Consider the following 19,174-nt stretch of genomic DNA (forward strand, 5'->3'; position numbering starts at 1 on the left):
GCGCCGGGCTCGCTTAGGGTGGGAAATCGTGCGCGAAGAATCACGTCGATCCGCGGGCTCCGCGAGCCGCTTGACCGTGGTCGGGATCGGGGCCGACGGCTGGCCCGGCCTGTCGGAGCAGGCAAGGGCCGCGGTGCTCGCCGCCGACGTCGTGCTGGGCGCGCCCCGGCAGCTGGGCTACCTGCCCGAGGAGGTCCCGGCGGAGGCGTGGCCGACGCCGTTGCTGCCGGGGCTCGACGCGGTCATCGCCGAGCACGAAGGCGCCCGGATCTGCGTCCTGGCCAGCGGAGATCCGTTTTTGTCGGGGGTGGGTTCTACGCTGGTGGCCCATGGATACGAGGTCGAGGCGCTGCCCGCGGTCTCCTCGGTGACACTGGCCCGGGCACGGCTGGGCTGGTCCGCCGAAGAGACCGAGGTGGTCACCATCGTCGGCCGGTCGTCGGCCCGCGTCGCCCGGGTACTGGCGCCGCGCCGGCGAGTGCTCGTCCTGGGTGCCGACGCGCCCGCTTTGCGCTCCCTGCTCACCGTGCGGGGTTACGGCGAGAGCGAGCTGATCGCGTTGGAGAACCTGGGCGGGCCCGACGAGCGCGTCTCCGACGGCTGGGCCGGCGATCCCGGACCGCTGACGGTGTTCGCGCTGGAGTGCGCGGGTCCGGCGTTGCCGCTGATCGGCATCCCGGACGACGTGTACGCCCACGACGGGCAGTTGACCAAGCGCGACCTTCGAGTGTCGGCGCTGGCCCGCCTCGCGCCGAGTCCCGGCGAGCTGTTGTGGGACGTCGGCGCGGGCGCGGGCAGCGTCGGCATCGAGTGGTCCCGGCTGCACGTGCTGAACCGCGCGGTCGCGATCGAGCGCTCGGCGGAGCGGGCCGAACGGATCGGCCGGAACGCAGTGGACCTGGGAGTACCGGAACTGGAGGTGGTGGCGGGGGAAGCACCGGAAGCGCTGAGCGCGCTGCCCGCACCGGACGCGGTCTTCATCGGAGGCGGCGTGACGGCGCCGGGCGTACTGGACGCGTGCGTGGCCACGGGCGCACGAGTGGTGGCGCACGGGGTGACACTGGAGGCCGAGCAGGCCTTGGCGAGGGCGTACGAGGAACACGGAGGGGAGCTGCTGCGGATCGGCGTGGAGCGGGCGGCTCCGCTGGGCGGCTTCACGGGCTGGACGCCGGCTCGGGTGGTGACGCAGTGGAGCAACCGATGAGCGGTGTTTGGGCGACGGCCGTGCCCGTGGGCTCCGCGGGTGCACCCGCGGAGCAGCCGATGACGGGCTCTGCGACGGGCAGCCGGGGGCCGGGCGGCTGCCACACCTGGTGGCGGGCGACCGCGCGCGGCGCCGAGCCCGGCGGCCTGGCTCGGCAGCTCGGCGGCGAGCTCGCCAGCGCGGCTGTGCGACGCGGCGGCAACCTCGCCGACCTGACTCGGCAGCTCGGCGGCAAGCCCACCGGCGCGGCTGTGCGACGCGGCGACAGCCCCGCCGACCCGGCTCCGCGGCGCGGCGGCAACCCCGTCGGCTCGGTTCGGTGGAGCAGCCGGTGACCGTGCACTTCATCGGCGCCGGGCCCGGGGCTGCCGACCTCATCACCGTGCGGGGCCGGGATCTGCTGGCGCGCTGCCGTGTCTGCCTCTACCCCGGCAGCATGACCCCACCCGACCTGCTCGCCTACTGCCCGCCCGGGGCCGAGCTCGTCGACACGGCGAACCTCAGCCTCGAGCAGATCGTCGCGAAGCTCGTCGATGCGCACGGCGCCGGGCACGAGGTTGCGCGGCTGTGCTCGGGGGATCCGTCGCTCTACAGCGCCGTTGCCGAGCAGGTGCGGCGGCTCGATGCGGCCGGTGTTCCCTACGAGGTCGTGCCCGGGGTGCCCGCCTTCGCCGCTTCGGCCGCCGTGCTGAAGCGGGAACTCACCGTGCCCGAAATCGGGCAAAGCCTGGTGATCACGCGCGTCCAAGCGCGCTCCACCAAGATGCCGCCCGGTGAGACCCTCGCCGCCTTCGCCGCGACCGGGGCCACCCTTGCGCTGCACCTCGCCGTCAACCACGTCGAGCGGGTGGCCGAGGAACTCCGGCCGCACTACGGCGAAGACTGTCCCGTCGCCGTCGTCGCGCTGGCGAGCCAGGCCGGGGAAACCGTCGTGCGCGGGGTGCTCGGCGAACTGCCCGCGCTGGTCCGCGCGGCCGGGATGACGCGTGCCGCCACCATTTTCGTCGGGCGGGTGCTCGCCGCCACGAACTTCCCCGACAGCTTCCTCTACTCGAGTGCCCGGGACCGGGCGAACCAACCGGAGTCGTTGTGACCGAACTGCGCTGGGGCCTGCTGGCCGCCGGGACGATCGCCGCCCACTTCGCCGCGGGCGTCGACGAGAGCGAACACGGTGTGCTCGGCGCCGTCGCGGCGCGGGACGCCGGCCGGGCGCGGGACTTCGCCACGCGCTTCGACATCCCGAAGGCCTACGGCAGCTATGAGGAGCTCCTCGCCGATCCCGACGTCGACGCCGTGTACGTCTCGACGCCGCACGCGATGCACAAGGAATGGGCCATCGCCGCGGCCGAAGCCGGGAAGCACGTGCTGTGCGAGAAGCCGTTGACCATCACCGCGGCCGACGCCGAAGAGGTGATCGCCGCCGCCCGCGCGCACGACGTCTTCCTGATGGAGGCGTTCATGTACCGGCTGCACCCGCAGACGCGGCGGCTGGCCGAGCTGATCGCGGCCGGCGCCATCGGCGAGGTCCGTGCCGTGGACACCACCTTCTCCTTCGACAGCAACCCGGAGGAGACCGCCCGGCTGAGCGACCCGGCGCTCGGCGGCGGCGGGATCCTCGACGTCGGCTGCTACTGCACGTCGCTGGCCCGGCTGGTCGCGCAGGCCGCGACCGGGCAGGACGTGGTCGAGCCGTCCGAGGTCAGCGGGATGGCGCACCTGTCCGCCACCGGCGTCGACGAGTGGGCGACCGGTCTGCTGCGCCTGCCCGGGGACATCCTCGCGACGATCTCGTGCGGGATCCGGCTCGCCCGCGAGGACGGCATCCGCGTCTTCGGCTCGCGCGGGCAGATCCACATCCCGCAGCCCGCGTGGATCCACCCGCTGCGCAACCCCGGCGTCTCGCAGATCATCCTCACCCCGGCCGGTGGCGAGCCGAAGATCATCGAGGTCGAAGCCACCCAAGGCGTCTTCGCGCGCGAAGCGGACCACGTCGCCGCGCACGTCCAGGACCGGCAGGCGCCCGAGCTGACCTGGGCGGAAACCCTCGCCAACCTGCGTACGCTGGACCGCTGGCGCGAAGCCGTCGGCTACGGGCGCTCCTCGTGATCCTCATCCTCGGCGGGACCGGCGAAGCCCGTCAGCTCGCCGAAGCGCTCAGCACGCGCGATGTCGGCGTTGTCTCTTCGCTGGCGGGACGCGTCGCGCGGCCGAGGCTTCCCGTCGGCGAAGTACGCGTAGGCGGCTTCGGCGGCCCGGACGGCCTTGCGCGGTACCTGCGCGAGAACCGGATCGCCGCCGTCGTGGACGCCACCCATCCCTTCGCCGAGCGCATCGGCGCGAACGCCGCGAAGGCGGCCGAGCTGACGAAGACGCCCCTTCTCCGGCTCGCACGGCCCGGCTGGCGGGCGGGTCCCCAAGACGTCTGGCACTGGGCCGACGACCTCGCCGACGCCGCCCGGAAACTCCCTGAACTGGGGAAACGGGTGTTCCTGACGAGCGGCCGGCAGGGCCTGCCGTCCTTCGCGCACCTCGACGACCTGTGGTTCCTGATCCGCTGCGTCGACCCGCCCGAGCCGCCGCTGCCGCGGCACCACGAACTCCTCCTCGCCCGCGGGCCGTACGAGGTGGCCGCCGAGCGCGAGCTGCTCGGCCGGGTCGACGTCCTGGTCACCAAGGACTCCGGCGGCGCGCAGACCAGCGCGAAGCTGACCGCGGCCCGCGAACTCGGGAAGCCCGTCGTCGTGGTCCAGCGGCCGGCCAGGCCGCACACGGAGACCGCCGAAACCGTCCCCGAAGCCGTCGAATGGGTCCTGCACCGATGATCGAAGAGTTCTACGAAGTCCTGCACAAGCGGCGGGACGTCCGCGGCGAGTTCACCGGCGAACCGATCCCCGAAGCCACGCTGATGCGGATCCTCGAGGCCGCCCACGCCGCGCCGAGCGTCGGGCTCACCCAGCCGTGGGACTTCGTGCTGGTCGACGACCACGTGACGCGCGAGAAGTTCGCGAAGCACGTCCACGAGGAGCGTGAGGTCTTCGCCGGGCAGCTCGGCGAAGACCGCGCGGGCACCTTCGCGAACATCAAGATCGAAGGCATCCTCGAGGCGAGCGTCGGCATCGTCGTCACCTACGACCCGGCGCGCGGCGCGCCCGACGTGCTCGGCCGGCACGCCATCGCCGACGCCGGCCTCTACTCGGTGTGCCTCGCGATCCAGAACCTCTGGCTGGCCGCGACCGCGGAAGGGCTGGGCGTCGGCTGGGTCAGCTTCTACCGCGAGCCGTTCCTCGGCGAGCTGCTCGGCATCCCGGACGGCGTCCGGCCGGTCGCGTGGCTGTGCACCGGCCCGGTGAGCAGGCTCGAAACCGTGCCCGACCTGGAGCGCCACGGTTGGCGCAGCCGCCGTCCCCTGTCCGCGGCGCTCCACCACGGGCGGTTCACCCCGCGTGACCCGGGGGCTGCGTCAGCCGCCCACGTCTGACCCGTTAGCGTTGCGCCGATGCGTCTGATTGCCGTAGCGCTGGGGTTGCTCTCGGCCTTGTGCGCGCTGGCTTTCCCCTTCCTGCCGGTGGTGCAGGACACGGCGGAGGTCGTCTGGCCGACCGGCAGCGACACCCGCTCCGTCAACGCGCCCTTGACCGGGTACTGGGCCCAGGACCTGCGGGCCGAGCTGCCGTGCGCGGCCATCCGCTCGGTCGACGCCCGCACGAACGGCCCCGGCCTGCTGCTCGCCACCGTGCCGGACGGCCGCACCGACCCGAAGGCCGGCAACGGCGTCGGCCTGCAGCTGCGCATCGACAACGGCGTGCTGCTCGCCTCGAGCCAGGGCCAGCAGATCGCCCAGCAGCCGCTGCCCGCCGAAAAGTGCGACGTCGAGCTGGACGTCGACGCGACGCAGATGACCCTCGCCGTCGCCGGGACGCCGATCTTCCACGCGAACGGCGACGTCCGCCCCCGCGTCATCGGCATCTACTCCTCGATCAACTCGAGCAAGGACCCGATTGCCGGCCTGCACGTCTCGGTGGTGCCGGACACGCGGTACCAGACGTCGCCGACCGCGCTGAAGATCGTCGTCGGCGCGGTCGCCGTGCTGTCGCTGATCGGCTGCCTGATCGCGGTCTGGCGCCGCGACTCCGGCTTCGCGCGCCGCGCCCCGCGCTGGGCGCCGGTCGGCTGGTGGCGGCTGACGCTGCGGGACGCCACGGTGATCGCCGCGCTCGGCGCGTGGGTCTTCATCGGGCCGGTGACCTCGGACGACGGCTACATCCTCACCATGGCCCGGGTCACCGAGGCGACCGGCTACCTGACGAACTACCACCGCTGGTTCGGCGTGGCCGAGGCGCCGTTCGGCTGGTTCTACCACGTCTTCGAGCTGATGACGCACGTCAGCACGGTGCCGCCGTGGATCCGGCTGCCGTCGTTCCTGCTCGGCGTGCTCAGCTGGCTGCTGATCAGCCGCGAGGTGATGCCGCGGCTGGGCACCCAGATCCGCACCAGCCGCCCGGCCAGCTGGGCCGCCGCGACGGTGTTCCTGATCTGGTGGATGCCCTACAACAACGGCGTCCGCCCGGAACCGGTGGCCGCGCTCGGCTCGCTGCTCGCGATCTGCGCGGTGGAGCGCGCGCTGGTGACGCGGCGGCTGCTGCCGCTGTGCCTCGGCCTGACGGCGGCCGGGTTCACCCTGGCCGCGACGCCGACCGGGCTGATCGCGGTGGCGCCGTTCCTGGTCGCCGCGCGTCCGCTGTGCAAGCTGATCCGCCAGCGCGCGAACGAGAACGGCTGGATCCCGGTGCTCGCGCCGATCGCCGCGGCCGGGCTGCTGGTGCTGGTCGTGGTGTTCGCCGACCAGACGTTCGCGACCGTCCAGGAGGCGACCCGGATCCGCACCCAGGTCGGCCCGAACCTGTCGTGGTTCCAGGAACTCGCGCGCTACCAGCTGCTGTTCGAGAGCCTGCCGGACGGCTCGGCGCCGCGCCGGTTCCCGGTGCTGCTGGTGCTGCTGTGCACCGGCACCTGCCTGGTGATGCTGCTGCGCCGCGGCCGCATCCCCGGCGCCTCGCTCGGCCCCGCGCGCCGGCTGATCGGCACGACGGCGTTGTTCTTCCTGCTGCTGGCCCTGACGCCGACGAAGTGGACGCACCACTTCGGCGCGTTCGCCGCGGTCGGCGCGTCGATGGCGGCGCTGACCGCACTCGCGACCAGCTCGACGGTCCTGCGGTCCAAACGCAACCGCGCGGCCTTCCTGTCCGGGCTGCTGGTGGTCGCCGCGCTGGCCGCGACCGGGCCGAACACCTACTGGTTCGTCTCGCGCCTCGGCGTCCAGTGGACGAACGTGGCGCCGTCGATCGGCGGCATCGGCCTGTCCACGATCCTGCTGGTCGCGGCGGCGATCGCGGGGATCTACGCGTTCGTCGAGAACGTCCGCGCGCACCGGCCGGGCCTGCCCGCGCAACCACAGGAAGGCCGGCTGCGCGCGCTGCGGCTCGGGTCGCTGTCGCTGGTGGTGGTCTGCGGCCTGGTCGCGGCGGGCGAGTTCGTCACGATGGCGTGGGCGATCCACAACCAGGCCGGCAGCTACAGCCTGGGCGCGGCGAACATCGGGCACGTGTTCGGCAAGAGCTGCAACCTCTCCGACCACGTGATGGTCGAGCGCGACGCGGCGACGAGCATCCTGCACGCGCAGCCCGAGCAGCGCACCGTCGCGGAAAAGCCCAAGGAACCCGAGTCGCCGCTGCCGAACCCCGACCAGGACAACGGGCGCGTCCAGACCGGCTTCCACACCCGCCCGGTCGACGACAAGGACCCCCTGGCCGAGCCGCCGCACGGGTTCACCCCGGACAAGGTGCCGATGTGGTCGAGCTTCCTCGACCCGGAGACGCGCGCCGGGCGGCTGCGCAGCGACTGGTACGCCCTGACGGAGAAGCCGGCGGACGGCCAGATCGTGGTGGCGACGGCGGGCGCGGCCCGGCGGCCGACGTCGGTCAGCCTCGACTACGGCGTCAACACCCCGGACGGCGTGAAGGTGCTGCGCAGCCAGTTCATGCTGCCGCCGGGCGCGGGCACCAACGGCTGGAACGACACCCGCATCAACCTGCGCGACCTCCCGCCGGAGACGAACGCGGTCCGCATCAACATCGTCGACAACGACCTGACGGAGGACGGCTGGATCGCGGCCTCGGCCCCGCGCGTGCCGACGTTCACGACGTTGACGGACCGGATCGGCTCGAAGCCGGTGTACGTGGACTGGCCGGCGTCGTTCGTGTACCCGTGCGTCCAGCCGGTGACCTCGCACGACGGGATCTCGCAGGTGCCGGACTACCGCATCACGGCGGGCGGCCTGGCGGACGAGGCCCAGTGGGCGTCCTCGACCACCGGCGGCCCGATCGGCTGGCTGGAGGAGCTGGCCGAGGAGCCGGAGGTGCCGAGCTACCTGATCGGCCAGCCGAGCCAGTCGTGGGGCCAGCTGCTGCAGATCGAGCCGTTCACCGAGGGCATCGCGCCGACGGTGATCCACGGCGAGAAGACGGTGCCGGGCTGGTGGTCGCCGGGACCGGGACCGCGCCAGCCGAACGGCAAGGACCCGACCCGCTGACCCCAAGCGCCCCAATGTGGCCTTCGGTGCGTTGAACGCACCGAAGGCCACATTGGGTGCGTTGAATGCAACCAAGGCCACCTTGGGGCGCTAGTAACTGCGGGGTGTCCAGACGAGGCCGTCGTCGACGCGGGTCTTGGACGAACCCACGATCAGCAGGCAGCGCATGTCCACTGTGGACGGGTCCAGTTCGCCCAGTGTCGTGATCCGGATGTCCTCCTCCGGGCCGCCCACGTCGCGGGCGACCACGACCGGCGTGGCGGGCGCGCGGTGGCGAAGCAGGACCGAGCGGGCGTCGGCCAGCTGGGTCGTCCGCGTACGCGAAGCCGGGTTGTACAGCGCCAGCACCAGGTCAGCCGCGCCCGCCGCGTCGAGGCGCTTCTCGATGATCTCCCACGGCTTCAGCCGGTCGGACAGCGACAGCACGCAGTAGTCGTGGCCCAGCGGGGCGCCCACCCGGGACGCGGCCGCCTGTGCCGCCGTCACGCCCGGGACGATCCGGACGCGCACGCCGGTGCCGTGGCCCGCGGCGACCTGCTCCAGCACCGCCGACGCCATCGCGAACACCCCCGGGTCGCCCGAGGACACCACCGCCACGCGGGCACCGCCCGCAGCCAGGGTCAACGCCTCGCGCGCCCGGTCCGCCTCGACGCGGTTGCCCGATGCGTGCCGCTGCTGGCCCGCCTTCTGCGGCACCCGCGCGACGTACGGCCCGTACCCGACGACGTGCTCCGCGGCCGAAAGCTCCGCCGCCGCTTCGGGGGTCAGCCACTCCGGGCCCGCCGGGCCGAGACCCACGACGACGACCTCGCCACCTGGAGCCGGGACAGCAGGAGCCGCGGGAGCAGGCGAAGTCCGGGACGCGTACGCCGGCGAAGGCAGCAACGCCAGCGAAAAGTACGGCACCGTCGAAGGATCCACCGAAGCCAGGGGCTCGATCCGCTGCTGCCCCCACGTCGCGCGCTCGACGTAGACGGCGTCGTCCAGCTTGCCCGCCTCCGCGAACGCCTCACGCACGGACGAGAACGTCCGGCCCAGCTTCAACACCGCCGCGGCGTCGGTGTCCGCCAGGCGGCGGGCCAGTTCCGGGGCCGGGAGCGTCCCCGGAAGCACCGTCAGCACCTCGTCGCGCTGCACCAGCGGACGGCCGAAGACCGACGACGCCGCGCTCACCGACGTCACGCCCGGGACGACCACCGCCTCGAAGCGGCCGGAAAGCCGTTCGTGCATGTACATGTACGAGCCGTAGAAGAACGGGTCGCCCTCGCAGAGCAGGACGACGTCGCGGCCCGCGTCGAGGTGCTCGGCCAGCCGCTTCGCGCTCAGCTCGTAGAAGTCGGCGATGGCGCCTTCGTAGCCGCCCGGGTGGTCGGTCGTCTCGGTCGTGACCGGGTAGACGAGCTTCTCTTCGATCTGCCCCTCGCGCAGGTACGGTTCGGCGACCGACCGCGCGATGCTCCGGCCGTGCCGCGCGCAGTGGTACGCGATCACCGAAGCTTCCGAAATCAGGCGCGCCGCCTTGACCGTCATCAGTTCCGGGTCGCCGGGGCCGAGCCCGACGCCGTACAGCGTGCCGGTCATTCTTCGGCGCTCGCGAGTGCGTTGATCACCGCGACGGCCATCGCGCTGCCGCCGCGCCGCCCGTGCACCACCAGGTACGGTGCCGGTGCACGCTTGGCCAGCTCCACTTTGGACTCCACCGCGCCGACGAAACCGACCGGGACGCCGATGATCGCCGCGGGCGCGCCGACGCCTTCGTCGAGGATCTCCAGCAGGCGGAACAACGCCGTCGGCGCGTTGCCGATCGCCACGACCGAGCCGGGCAGCTTGTCGCGCCACAGTTCCAGCGCCGCCGCCGAGCGCGTGGTGCCCATCCGCTCGGCCAGACCGGGCACAGAAGGGTCCGACAGCGTGCAGAGCACTTCGTTGGCCGCGGGCAGGCGGCGGCGGGTGACCCCGCTGGCGATCATCTGCGCGTCGCACAGGATCGGCGCGCCGGCTTCCAGCGCGGCCCGGCCGGACTCGACGACGTCGAGCGTGTAGCGCAGGTCGTCGACCAGATCGACCATGCCGCAGGCGTGGATCATCCGGACCGCCAGCCCGGCCACGTCGTCGGGCAGGATCGCCAGGTCCGCCTCCTCGCGGATCGTGGCGAACGAGTGCCGGTAGATCTCGGCACCGTCCCGCAGGTAGTCGATCACAGGTTCCCTTCCATCTCGTCGAGCGGCACCCACCGGCCGTCGATGCGGTAGCCCCCCGCTTCGGCGACAACGTCCACATGGGACTGCGACGGCTTCCCGCACCGCCGTTCGCAGCCCGAGAAGTGCGCACGCAGGCCCGGCCGGAACACCGCGTCGGCCCGGACGTCGGCGCGCGACTTCGCGCAGCCCGGACGGCCGATGCACGCGGTGGTCCCCAAGGCGGCGCCGCCGAACCCCAGCCGTTCGAAGACGTCGGCGGGCACGTCCGGCAGTACCACGGACTTCCACGGCGTGACCAGCGCCGGGCCGAACTCCGCCAGCGCCCGCGCCCGCGCGGCCGACAGCTGCCCGAAGCGCGGCACGACGCCGGCCGCGAAGCCACCGTCCCGGGGAATCAGCCCCGCCGGCACGGAGAACGCGATCCGTGGCACCGGCGTGCCGCGCCAAGCCGGGTCGTCGAGTTCGGCGACGCGCCAGGCGGTCCCGCGCACCCGGCCGAACTCCAGCGCGACTTCGGCGAGCGCCGTGACGGCGTCGGCGCGCGCGACCCGCCGTCCGGTGTCGCCGCCGGCGAGCAGCAGCGTCCCGGTGCCGGCATCGAGAGCTCGCCAGCAGACGTCGGCGCCTTCGCCGGCGACGTCCCCGCGTCCGTCGTCGAAGGCGAAGAGGAACCGTCCGGGCAGCGCCGCCAGCTCCGGCGTCGAACACAGCACGGAATCCAGCGAAGCCGCCAGGCCGCGGACGTCGGCGACGCCGCCGCGCAGCCCGCTCAGCGGCGACGCGAGGACGTTGCGGACCCGCTCGTGCGACGGCGACGGCAGCAGGCCCGCGTCGGTCAGCCGGGCCGCCAGGCCGGGCCGGCTGACGCCGCGAAGCTGGATGTTGCCGCGCGAAGTGAGGTGGAGGTCGCCGTCGCCGCACCCTTCGGCCGCGTCGGCCAGCGCGCGCAGCTGTACTGCGGAAATCGTGCCGCCGGGCAGCCGTACGCGGGCCAACGGTCCGTCGGCGGCGTCGTGGGGTGCGAAAACACCGGGGCACGCGTCAGCTCGCACACGTGCTGAGGTCGGCATGGGGTCACTGTAGCTGGCGGTTCCGGCTCTCCGGCGGGCCCGAACGCGGCCGGATCCGGGCGGTTCCGGCGTCCAGGTCCACGTCACGCCAGGGTGGCGCGCCTTCGGCGTCCTGCTCGACGAGCATCGACATCGTTTCCCGGTGTTCCAGCTCACGCCGCTTGGTCCCGTAGAGGAACGCGGTGGTCTCCTCGATGTAGGTGGCGGACAACCGTGCCTTGAAGCGCGAGCCGTTCTTGCGCGGCCGCAGTTCGATCGCGGCCATGACCAGCAGGATCACCACGCCACCCGGAAGGGCCAGTCCCAGCCAAGTTCCCATGCCCGGCGAACCGGATGACCGCGGGTCAAGTTCCCGGGGCAGCAGAACTCTCATCGAATGTAGTAGGTGTGCTACATTCGATCGCATCAGTCAGCTGGGGGTGACCACGATGAGAGATCCCGCCGATCCCGTCGTCCACGTGCGTGGGCTGCGGATGCGGTACGGCACCAACGACGTGCTCCACGGCGTCGACTTCGAGGCGTACCGCGGCGAAGTCGTCGGCCTGCTGGGGCCGAACGGCGCGGGCAAGACGACGACGATCGAGATCCTCGAGGGCTTCCGCATGCGGTCGGCCGGCGAGGTGAGCGTGCTGGGCACCGACCCGGCGCACGGCGGCGAGGACTGGCGGGCGCGGCTGGGGGTCGTGCTCCAGTCCTGGCGGGACCACGGGAAGTGGCGCGTCCGCGAGCTGCTCGCGCACCTCGGCCGCTACTACGCGCCGTACTCGACGGCGTCGCACCCGCGGCCGTGGGACGCCGACGAGCTGATCGCGACCGTCGGGCTCACCGAACACGCGCACAAGAAGCTCAAGCAGCTCTCCGGCGGTCAGCGGCGGCGGCTCGACGTCGCCATCGGCATCGTCGGGCGGCCCGAGCTGCTGTTCCTCGACGAACCGACCGCAGGCTTCGACCCCGAGGCCCGGCGCGAGTTCCACGACCTGGTGCACCGCCTGTCCGACGAGCTCGACACGACGATCCTGCTGACCACGCACGACCTCGACGAGGCCGAGAAGCTGGCCGACCGGATCCTCATCCTCAACGGCGGCCGGATCATCGCCGACGGCTCGGCCGACCAGCTCAGCAGGCAGATCTCCGGCGAGGCCGAGGTCCGCTGGAGCGTCGGCGGGCAGCGCTTCGTGCACTCGACGACCGAAGCGACGAAGTACGTGTACGACCTGTTCAAGCAGCACGGCGAAGCCGTCGCGGACCTCGAGGTCCGGCGGGCGTCGCTGGAGGACACCTACATGACGCTGGTCCACCGCGCGGAAGCCGGCGGCGAGACGGAGCTCGGTCTCCAGGAAGCGGGTGCGCGATGAACGCCAAGACCGCGGCACTGCGCTCCGGGCTGGCCCGCGGCTGGATCGAGTTCAAGCAGACGTGGACCAATCTCGAGGACGCGGTCACCCAGCTCATCTTCGTGGCGCTCTTGCTCGGCACGTTCTTCTTCATGCGGAACGCAACTCTGCCCGGCACATCGTTCTCGCTGGGCGCCGCGACCGTGCCGAGCGTGCTCGGCGCCGGCATCGTGTTCAACGGCCTGACCGGCGCGGCCGGCTACCTGGCCGTCGACCGCGAGGACGGCACCCTGCTGCGCGCGAAGGCGACCCCGCACGGGATGCTCGGCTACCTGGTCGGGAAGACGACGATGCTGGCGCTCGTCCAGATCACGTCCCTGGTGACGGTGCTGGTCCCCTGCCTGTTCGTGTTCTCCGGGCTGGCGCCCGACGGCGTCCGGTCGTACCTGCACCTCACCTGGGTGCTGGCGATCGGGCTGCTCGCGACCATGCCGATCGGCGCGGCCCTGGGTTCGCTGGCCGGCAGCGCGCGCTCCACGGGCCTGATCGTGCTGCCGGTGATGGGCCTGGGCGCGATCTCGGGGATCTTCTACCCGATCACGGCCCTGCCGGGGTGGCTGCAGGACGTCGCGCAGGTGTTCCCGATGTACTGGCTCGGGCTCGGGATGCGCTCGGCGCTGCTGCCGGACAGCGCGGTCGTCGTCGAAATCGGCCAGTCCTGGCGGCCGCTGCCGACCCTGGCGGTGCTCGTCGCGTGGTCCGTGATCGGATTGCTCCTGGCGCCGGTCCTGCTCCGCCGCATGGCGCGACGCGAAGCGGGCTCGTCGGTGGCCGAACGACGGGAGAAGGCAATGCAGCGTGTGGGGTAGCCATGAGTGAGACCGTCTACAACCGGATCGCGATGCTGCGCGCGGAACGGTCGATCTCGCGGCGGCAGCTGGCGGACGCCCTCGGGGTGCACTACCAGACGATCGGCTACCTGGAACGCGGCGAGTACAGCCCTTCGCTGTACCTGGCCCTGCGGATCGCGGAGTTCTTCGAGGTGTCGGTGGAAGTGCTGTTCTCCACGAAACCCTTCCCCCGCCTCGGAGAGCGCTCCGCCTAGCAAGCGCCGGATCGCCGTGCGCGAATCCGATCATGCCCGGAAAACGAACGGCCACCGGGGTAACGACGGCTTTCGCATTGCACGGAACCACGGTTCACCACCCCCAGATGCGACGAACGCAGCAACGGCGGACCTCCGAACGGGTTGACCTGAAACGATCTCTTGACTTACACCGCCAAGAAGTAACAAGGTGGGTTGTCGGGTTCTCCGGGGTTCGACACGCACTGAGGGGATATCAGGCCGTGGCTGGGAACAACGATCGTTTCGTGGCGCCGCCACGCTGGTCGTCCGCCTTCTTCGGGGTAGCCGAGCAGGAACTGGAACGGCACCTCGATCCCCTTCCGGAACGGCTCGTCGCGTTCGCCGAAAGGTTTCGGGGCCGGGTGTCCGCACTGACGGAAACCGATCTGGCACAGGCGTTGCGAGCCTACGAAGAATTCTTCACGCCCTTGCAGCAGGGCACGGTTTACGCGGAGGCAAGGCTCGCGGCCGACTCCGACGACGAAGGAGCCAGGAAGCTTCTCGATCGATGCGAAGAAGTTTGGGAAATGGCGGCCACGAAGGCGGAGTTCCTCGAACGTGAATTCGGGGAAATTCCTGACAAGGCAGCCGTCGAACTGCTCGCCAGTCCGGTTCTCGCCCCCTACCGCAACCATCTGCGGCAGGTCCGCGCGGCCGCCGCGAACAGCCCGTCCGGCGAGGTGGCGGCCGTGCTCGCGCGGCTGGACCCGGTCGCGAGCTGGGAACGCCACGCCCGGCTGCTGCTGGACCGCATCACGGTCGTCGAGGACGGGACGCGGCTGGGGCTCGGTGCCGCACTGCCCGTGCTCTACCAGGCCGATCGTGGACGGCGGAACCGGCGCTGTGCGGCCATCTCCGCCGCGCTGGCCCCGGAGGTGGACCTGCGAGCCTCGGCGCTGACCGAGCTGACGCGGGCACGGCTGGCCAGGCAGCGATCGTGCGGGCAGGCCGACTGGCTGAGCGAGGAGAACGCCGGCAACCAGCTCACCGGCGACGAGGTGTCCGCGCTGCTCGACGCGGTGGACGCCCGGCGCGAGCTCGTGCACCGGTACTACACGGCCAAGGCCGCGCTGCTCGGACACCCGCTGACCGATGCCGACCGGTACGCCCCGGTCGGCGCTTCCCCCGACGAGCTGACCTGGCCGGAAGCGGTGGACGTCGTGCTCGGCGCGTTCGCCGCGCTCGGCCCGGCGGTGTCCGCCGCCGCGACGGACCTGATCAAGCGCGGCGCGGTGGACGCGGCCCCGGCCAAGGGGAAACGCCGCGGTGCGCTGACCTTCAGCGCCCCCGGCGGGCACTCCTGCGTGCTGCTCACCTTCACCGGCACCCGGCGGGACGTGCTCACGCTGGCGCACGAGCTCGGCCACGCCGTGCACACCGCGTTGTCGGGGCGTCTCGGGGTGCTGAGCTTCTCACCGCCCACCGTGCTCGCCGAGACGGTCGCGCTGTTCGCCGAGGCGATCACCATGCGCCACTGGCTGCGCCAGGCCGGCCCGGCCGCGCGGCCGGGCCTGCTCGCCCGGTGGCTGGAGGACCAGCTGGTCACGGCGTTCCGCCAGCTTTCGGTGCACGAGTTCGAGGCCGCGGTCCACCGGGCGGTGGCGGCGGGCGAGCCACCGGACGCCGACGCACTCGGCGACCGCTGGCTTTCCGCACAGGGCGCGCTGTACGGCCCGGCCGTGTCGCTCACGCCCGGGTACCGCCTCTGGTGGAGCTATCTCGACAACCTGTACTTCGCGCCGGGCACCCGCTACGCCTACGCGTTCGGGCAGCTCGTGGCGACCTCGCTGCTGGCGCGGTCGGACGAACCCGGTTTCGGTGCGCGCTTCGAAAAACTGCTGCGCGCCGGAGGCGGCGGCTCGCCCGCCGACCTGCTCGCTCCGCTCGGCTTCCGGCCGGCCGAGCCGGACAGCTGGCAGAGCGGGCTGGCCACGCTCGAGGCCCAGGTGGAGGAGTTCGCCGCCACCGTTTCGTGAACGCCGGGACAGCCGCAAGGACCAGGGACAGGGGTTGAAGATGGACGAGCAGATCCTGCCGAAGCTCAAGCACATGACGCCGGTCTTCCCGGTCGACGGCACGTTGTACGTCGGCGGGTACGGGCAGGTGGCCGAGATCCCCGACGCGGACGGTGCCATCAGGCGGCTGTTCGAGCTGCTCGACGGCACCCGCACGATCGAGCAGGTCCACCGCGACCTCGCGGCCGGCTTCCCGCACGTCACCGCCGAAGAGGTCGCCGCCGCGATCGAACAGTTCGACGAGGCCGGCTTCCTGCTCGACGAAGGCGCCTCGGCCGAAGGCCTGCTCGACGAGTACGAGCTGGGCCGGTGGGCCCGCAACATCAACTTCTTCGGTTCCTACAGCAGGCTGGCCGACAACAAGTTCCGCAAGCAACGGCGGCTGCTGGACGCGCGCGTCACGCTGCTCGGGCTGGGCGGGCTGGGCTGCCACCTGCTGCAGGACCTGGCCGCCCTCGGCATCGGACACGTGCGCGTGGTCGAGTTCGACCGGGTCGAGCTGTCGAACCTCAACCGCCAGGTGCTCTACCGCGACGGCGACATCGGGCAGCCGAAGATCGACCTCGCGGTCGAGCGGATCCAGGCGTTCAACCCGCGGATGGAGATCGAGAAGATCCCGCGGCGGCTCGGCTCGACCGAGGACGTGCTGGCCGCCGTCGACGGCAGCGACCTGGTGATCTCGGTCGCGGACCGGCCGAAGATGGAGATCAACCACTGGGTCAACGAGGCCTGCGTACGCGCGAACGTCCCGCTGGTGACCGGCGGCCTGGACACCCAGCGGCTGGTCTACTTCACCATGATCCCCGGTGTGACCGGCTGCATCGAGTGCTGGCGGCTGGGGGTGTTCCGCACCGACGACGTGTCCGCGGCGTTGCTCGCGGAGAAGCGGGAACGGCAGATCGGCGGGGACAACGCCGCGTTCGTCCCGCTGGTGACCATGACGACCGGGCTGCTGCTGGGCGAAGCCGTGCGGCTGCTGACCGGGATCGCGCCGCCGGTGGCCGCGGGCAAGCTGGTGCAGGTCCGCTTCGACGACTACGAAACCAGCGTGCACGAAACCTGGGAGCGGCTGCCCGACTGCCCGGTCTGCAGCGCACCGGCCGTGCCCGCCCCGGACCACTCCACCGCCGCTTCGGGCGGCTGAGTTTTCCCCTGTCTCCGACCAATGTGAGGAGGTGAACAGCCATGACCGTGACCGTCCGCATCCGCAAGACCAGCATCGCCTCGGGCGCCGTCGAAGGCTGAGTCCGCCGATGGAACCGCTGATGGACGGCCGGACGGCCGCCCACCAGCGGACCGGGCCGTCTTCCGTCGCGTCCTACCACAGATCCGGCGGAGTACGGCTGCGGAACCCAAGGTAGCAAGCACGCCGGGCGGCGGCACGCGTGCCGCCGCCCGGTTCGGCGTGGACGCGGTCTCGGCGCTCTACCCTGATCCACCGGACCGACCACCTCCACCTCACGAGGTATCCGCCTGTGACTTCTTCTCCCCGCTCGCCGCTGGGCAAGCGATACTGGCTGCTCCTCACCGCCTATGTCGTCTCGAACGCGGGTACCTGGATCTACCGGCTGACCCTGCCCCTGCTGGTCCTGCACCTCACCGGTTCGGCACTGCAGACCGCGGCCCTCTACGCGCTGGAGTACGGCCCCTTCCTTCTCCTGTCGCTGCCCGGCGGGGTCTGGGCGGACCGGTTCGACCGGAAGCGGCTGCTGATCGGCGGGGACGTCGCCGCCGGGGTGATCGCGCTGGCGCTGGCGATCCTGGTCTCGGCCGGCTCATCGGCCCTGCCGGCCATCTACGTGCTGGCGTTCCTGCTGGCGTGCGTCGAGCCGGTCTACCACCCGGCCTTCCAGGGCCTGCTGCCCTCGATCGTGGCCGACTCGGAACTGGACCGGGCGAACTCGCTGATGCAGTCGAGCGACCAGATCATCAGCCTGGCGGGCCCGGTGCTCGCGGGCGGCCTCGTCGCGGTGTTCGGCTACAGCACGGCGATCTACATCGACGCCGCCTCGTTCGCGGGCAGCGCACTCGTCCTGCTGTTCCTGAAGCAGGGCAGGGAGATCGCCGAAACCGCACCGGCCGAGCGGGCCGGGTTCGCCGGCGACCTCGCCGAAGCGCTCCGCTACATCGTCCGGGAGAACCGGCTCCTGCTGATCGGGAGCCTGCTGTTCACCGGCACCAACTTCGGCATCTGGCTGATCCAAGCCAACCTGGTGTACTACCTGTCCACCTACCTGAGCCTGTCCTCGGCGCTGGTCGGCGTGGTGTTCGCCGCGCAGGGGGTCGGCGCGCTCGGCGGCGCGCTGGTCGCGCCCGCGGTCATCCGGCGGCTCGGCAACGGGCGCACGATCGTCTGTTCGACGATGGCCGCCGGGCTGCTCACCGGGCTGCTCGTCGTCTTCCGGGACGTCGTGGGCGTGAGCGTCGTGTCGGCCGTGGTCTTCGCCCTCGGCTCGATGAACGTCGTCTCGTGGTTCACCCTGCGCCAGCGGATCGTGCCCAAGGCGATGCTGGGACGGGTGGTCGCCGCGACGCGCATGCTCGCCTTTTCCAGCATCCCGCTCGCGGCCCTCGTGGCCGGTGCGGCCGAAGACGCGCTGCACGACATGTACCTGGTGATCCTGGCCGGCGCCGCGCTGCGGTTCCTGGTCGGCTTCGCCGGTTCGCGGACTTCCCTGGTGCGCTCGAGGGCCGGGACGACGGTCAGTGAGCCCGCGCAATCATGAGATCGGCCCCGGCCAGCGCGTGGACGACGTCGTCGCGACGGGTCTCGCGAATCGTCCGGTTGAGCTCCACGTGCAGGAACGGCGTCCCGTCGGCGGCCCGGCCCTGGACGTTCGTCGTCCCGGCCAGGCCGCGGCAGGGTTCGGCCCAGGCCCGGCGGACGCGGAACCCGGCGGCTTCCAGGCGGTCCGCTGCCCGGCGGGCCGCGTCGCCCGCTTCCGTCGCCCCGCCCGAGAGGACGACGTCGGCCGCGGGCAGCGTCCGGTCCTTGAAGCCGTGCAGCTGGACCTGGGGCAGGCCGCGGCGGGCCAGCAGCGTGGTGACGACGTGGAAGACGGTCCGGGTGTCGTGCGCCGGGTCCTCCCGGCGGCGGTGCGCGCCCGCGACGGCCAGCACCGCGCCGGGCACCTGCCGGAAGAGCGCCAGGCCGATCAGGTCGGTCCGCAGGTCGGACGAGGCGTGCGGCACCTCGACGACCAGTGACGGCGGCGCGGACCGGTCGATCGCGTAGAGCCCCCAGGCGCGTTCGGTGCCGGGCTCCTGGACGACCAGGGAGTCATCGGCCACGGAAAAGCCCAGGTCGGCGAGGTGGTGGGGGGCACGGTCGAGGAACGCGGCGAAGCCGGTTTCGGCGGTTCCGAGTTCGGCCGCCGTGGGATGGCGGTACGGCTGCCGGGTCGACTGCGCGGCGGTGAAGCTCCGGAGAAGGGATTCCAAGCCACCAGGTTACCGAGCGCCGGTCAACGTCACCTTGACGCGCCACGACCGGCACCGGAGAGTGGGTGCGTTACCCACGCGTCGGCAGGTGGAGGAACCCGGTGGAAGCCCGGGGCGGTCCCGCCACTGTGACCGGAGAGGCATCTCCGGGAGCCAGGAACTCCGGCCGGCGCGCCCGTCTACCCGGGGCGCGG

18 protein-coding genes and 1 riboswitch are annotated in these 19,174 nt (G+C 72.0%); of the genes, 13 read left to right on the plus strand and 5 right to left on the minus strand.

The genetic code is table 11. The features are described from left to right. Window positions 1-28 precede the first annotated feature (28 nt). From cbiE to ACLJQE_RS40205, 7 genes are read left to right on the plus strand one after another with little or no spacing between them, the layout of a single operon-like run. Complete coding sequence (gene cbiE, locus ACLJQE_RS40175; RefSeq protein WP_410644883.1) at window positions 29-1,204, plus strand: precorrin-6y C5,15-methyltransferase (decarboxylating) subunit CbiE; 1,176 nt, start codon at window positions 29-31, stop codon at window positions 1,202-1,204. 59 nt (window positions 1,205-1,263) lie between these two features. Further along, the gene (locus ACLJQE_RS40180; protein ID WP_410644885.1) at window positions 1,264-1,539 is read left to right on the plus strand and encodes a hypothetical protein; all 276 of its coding nucleotides are present in this window, start codon (window positions 1,264-1,266) and stop codon (window positions 1,537-1,539) included. Then, on the plus strand, window positions 1,536-2,297 hold the full coding sequence (cobM, locus tag ACLJQE_RS40185; RefSeq protein WP_410644886.1) for a precorrin-4 C(11)-methyltransferase: 762 nt from the start codon (window positions 1,536-1,538) through the stop codon (window positions 2,295-2,297). Before ACLJQE_RS40180 ends, cobM begins: the two co-directional genes overlap by 4 nt. Next, window positions 2,294-3,310 (plus strand): Gfo/Idh/MocA family protein, encoded by a 1,017-nt coding sequence (locus tag ACLJQE_RS40190; RefSeq protein WP_410644888.1) that lies wholly within the window; start codon window positions 2,294-2,296, stop codon window positions 3,308-3,310. The genes cobM and ACLJQE_RS40190 overlap by 4 nt, the downstream gene beginning before the upstream one ends. Then, window positions 3,307-4,026, plus strand: a complete 720-nt coding sequence (locus tag ACLJQE_RS40195) for a cobalt-precorrin-6A reductase (protein WP_410644890.1) — start codon at window positions 3,307-3,309, stop codon at window positions 4,024-4,026. The genes ACLJQE_RS40190 and ACLJQE_RS40195 overlap by 4 nt, the downstream gene beginning before the upstream one ends. Beyond that, on the plus strand, window positions 4,023-4,682 hold the full coding sequence (gene bluB, locus ACLJQE_RS40200; protein WP_410644892.1) for a 5,6-dimethylbenzimidazole synthase: 660 nt from the start codon (window positions 4,023-4,025) through the stop codon (window positions 4,680-4,682). Before ACLJQE_RS40195 ends, bluB begins: the two co-directional genes overlap by 4 nt. Before the next feature lie 18 nt (window positions 4,683-4,700). Further along, window positions 4,701-7,793: an arabinosyltransferase domain-containing protein gene (locus ACLJQE_RS40205; protein ID WP_410644894.1), complete on the plus strand. Its 3,093-nt coding sequence runs from the start codon at window positions 4,701-4,703 to the stop codon at window positions 7,791-7,793. Window positions 7,794-7,883: 90 nt separating this feature from the next. Here ACLJQE_RS40205 and ACLJQE_RS40210 read toward each other — a convergent pair whose 3' ends face one another. The 4 genes from ACLJQE_RS40210 to ACLJQE_RS40225 are packed head-to-tail and all read right to left on the minus strand — an operon-like array spanning window position 7,884 to window position 11,383. Then, the gene (locus ACLJQE_RS40210; protein ID WP_410644896.1) at window positions 7,884-9,374 is read right to left on the minus strand and encodes a precorrin-2 C(20)-methyltransferase; all 1,491 of its coding nucleotides are present in this window, start codon (window positions 9,372-9,374) and stop codon (window positions 7,884-7,886) included. Next, the gene (locus tag ACLJQE_RS40215) at window positions 9,371-9,994 is read right to left on the minus strand and encodes a precorrin-8X methylmutase (protein WP_410644898.1); all 624 of its coding nucleotides are present in this window, start codon (window positions 9,992-9,994) and stop codon (window positions 9,371-9,373) included. Before ACLJQE_RS40215 ends, ACLJQE_RS40210 begins: the two co-directional genes overlap by 4 nt. Beyond that, window positions 9,991-11,064: a precorrin-3B synthase gene (locus tag ACLJQE_RS40220; RefSeq protein WP_410644900.1), complete on the minus strand. Its 1,074-nt coding sequence runs from the start codon at window positions 11,062-11,064 to the stop codon at window positions 9,991-9,993. The genes ACLJQE_RS40215 and ACLJQE_RS40220 overlap by 4 nt, the downstream gene beginning before the upstream one ends. 4 nt (window positions 11,065-11,068) lie before the next feature. Continuing rightward, window positions 11,069-11,383 (minus strand): DUF6191 domain-containing protein, encoded by a 315-nt coding sequence (locus ACLJQE_RS40225; protein WP_410644902.1) that lies wholly within the window; start codon window positions 11,381-11,383, stop codon window positions 11,069-11,071. A gap of 109 nt (window positions 11,384-11,492) precedes the next feature. Here ACLJQE_RS40225 and ACLJQE_RS40230 point away from each other — a divergent pair, with 109 nt between their 5' ends. The 6 genes from ACLJQE_RS40230 (at window position 11,493) to ACLJQE_RS40255 (ending at window position 18,265) form a co-directional block, all read left to right on the plus strand. Beyond that, window positions 11,493-12,419, plus strand: a complete 927-nt coding sequence (locus ACLJQE_RS40230; RefSeq protein ID WP_410644904.1) for an ABC transporter ATP-binding protein — start codon at window positions 11,493-11,495, stop codon at window positions 12,417-12,419. Beyond that, window positions 12,416-13,267 (plus strand): ABC transporter permease, encoded by an 852-nt coding sequence (locus ACLJQE_RS40235; RefSeq protein WP_410644906.1) that lies wholly within the window; start codon window positions 12,416-12,418, stop codon window positions 13,265-13,267. The genes ACLJQE_RS40230 and ACLJQE_RS40235 overlap by 4 nt, the downstream gene beginning before the upstream one ends. Before the next feature lie 2 nt (window positions 13,268-13,269). Continuing rightward, window positions 13,270-13,503, plus strand: a complete 234-nt coding sequence (locus tag ACLJQE_RS40240; RefSeq protein ID WP_410614298.1) for a helix-turn-helix transcriptional regulator — start codon at window positions 13,270-13,272, stop codon at window positions 13,501-13,503. 548 nt (window positions 13,504-14,051) lie between these two features. Continuing rightward, a complete protein-coding gene (locus ACLJQE_RS40245) occupies window positions 14,052-15,500 on the plus strand; it encodes a M3 family metallopeptidase (protein ID WP_410644908.1) in 1,449 nt (482 codons plus the stop codon). Window positions 15,501-15,540: 40 nt separating this feature from the next. Continuing rightward, window positions 15,541-16,683 carry a HesA/MoeB/ThiF family protein gene (locus ACLJQE_RS40250; protein ID WP_410644910.1) on the plus strand — a complete coding sequence of 381 codons (1,143 nt, stop codon included), beginning with the start codon at window positions 15,541-15,543 and terminating at the stop codon, window positions 16,681-16,683. A gap of 331 nt (window positions 16,684-17,014) precedes the next feature. Continuing rightward, window positions 17,015-18,265: an MFS transporter gene (locus ACLJQE_RS40255; RefSeq protein ID WP_410644912.1), complete on the plus strand. Its 1,251-nt coding sequence runs from the start codon at window positions 17,015-17,017 to the stop codon at window positions 18,263-18,265. On the opposite strand, the gene ACLJQE_RS40260 is transcribed toward ACLJQE_RS40255, so the two are convergent. After that, on the minus strand, window positions 18,243-18,980 hold the full coding sequence (locus ACLJQE_RS40260) for a hypothetical protein (protein ID WP_410644914.1): 738 nt from the start codon (window positions 18,978-18,980) through the stop codon (window positions 18,243-18,245). The genes ACLJQE_RS40255 and ACLJQE_RS40260 overlap by 23 nt on opposite strands. A 91-nt stretch (window positions 18,981-19,071) precedes the next feature. Beyond that, window positions 19,072-19,143, plus strand: a riboswitch (cobalamin riboswitch). Window positions 19,144-19,174 lie beyond the last annotated feature (31 nt).

Origin of the sequence: Amycolatopsis sp. lyj-346, assembly GCF_046548975.1 — a bacterium.
Lineage (GTDB): Bacteria > Actinomycetota > Actinomycetes > Mycobacteriales > Pseudonocardiaceae > Amycolatopsis.

Bases quoted from the DNA above. Each gene is read 5' to 3' on its own strand.
- ACLJQE_RS40230 (WP_410644904.1), top strand. From the start codon at position 11,493: ATGAGAGATCCCGCCGATCCCGTCGTCCACGTGCGTGGGCTGCGGATG.
- ACLJQE_RS40180 (WP_410644885.1), top strand. From the start codon at position 1,264: ATGACGGGCTCTGCGACGGGCAGCCGGGGGCCGGGCGGCTGCCACACC.
- ACLJQE_RS40205 (WP_410644894.1), top strand. From the start codon at position 4,701: ATGCGTCTGATTGCCGTAGCGCTGGGGTTGCTCTCGGCCTTGTGCGCG.
- bluB (WP_410644892.1), top strand. From the start codon at position 4,023: ATGATCGAAGAGTTCTACGAAGTCCTGCACAAGCGGCGGGACGTCCGC.
- ACLJQE_RS40210 (WP_410644896.1), bottom strand. From the start codon at position 9,374: ATGACCGGCACGCTGTACGGCGTCGGGCTCGGCCCCGGCGACCCGGAA.
- ACLJQE_RS40235 (WP_410644906.1), top strand. From the start codon at position 12,416: ATGAACGCCAAGACCGCGGCACTGCGCTCCGGGCTGGCCCGCGGCTGG.
- ACLJQE_RS40240 (WP_410614298.1), top strand. From the start codon at position 13,270: ATGAGTGAGACCGTCTACAACCGGATCGCGATGCTGCGCGCGGAACGG.
- ACLJQE_RS40245 (WP_410644908.1), top strand. From the start codon at position 14,052: ATGGCGGCCACGAAGGCGGAGTTCCTCGAACGTGAATTCGGGGAAATT.
- ACLJQE_RS40220 (WP_410644900.1), bottom strand. From the start codon at position 11,064: ATGCCGACCTCAGCACGTGTGCGAGCTGACGCGTGCCCCGGTGTTTTC.
- ACLJQE_RS40250 (WP_410644910.1), top strand. From the start codon at position 15,541: ATGGACGAGCAGATCCTGCCGAAGCTCAAGCACATGACGCCGGTCTTC.
- ACLJQE_RS40225 (WP_410644902.1), bottom strand. From the start codon at position 11,383: ATGGGAACTTGGCTGGGACTGGCCCTTCCGGGTGGCGTGGTGATCCTG.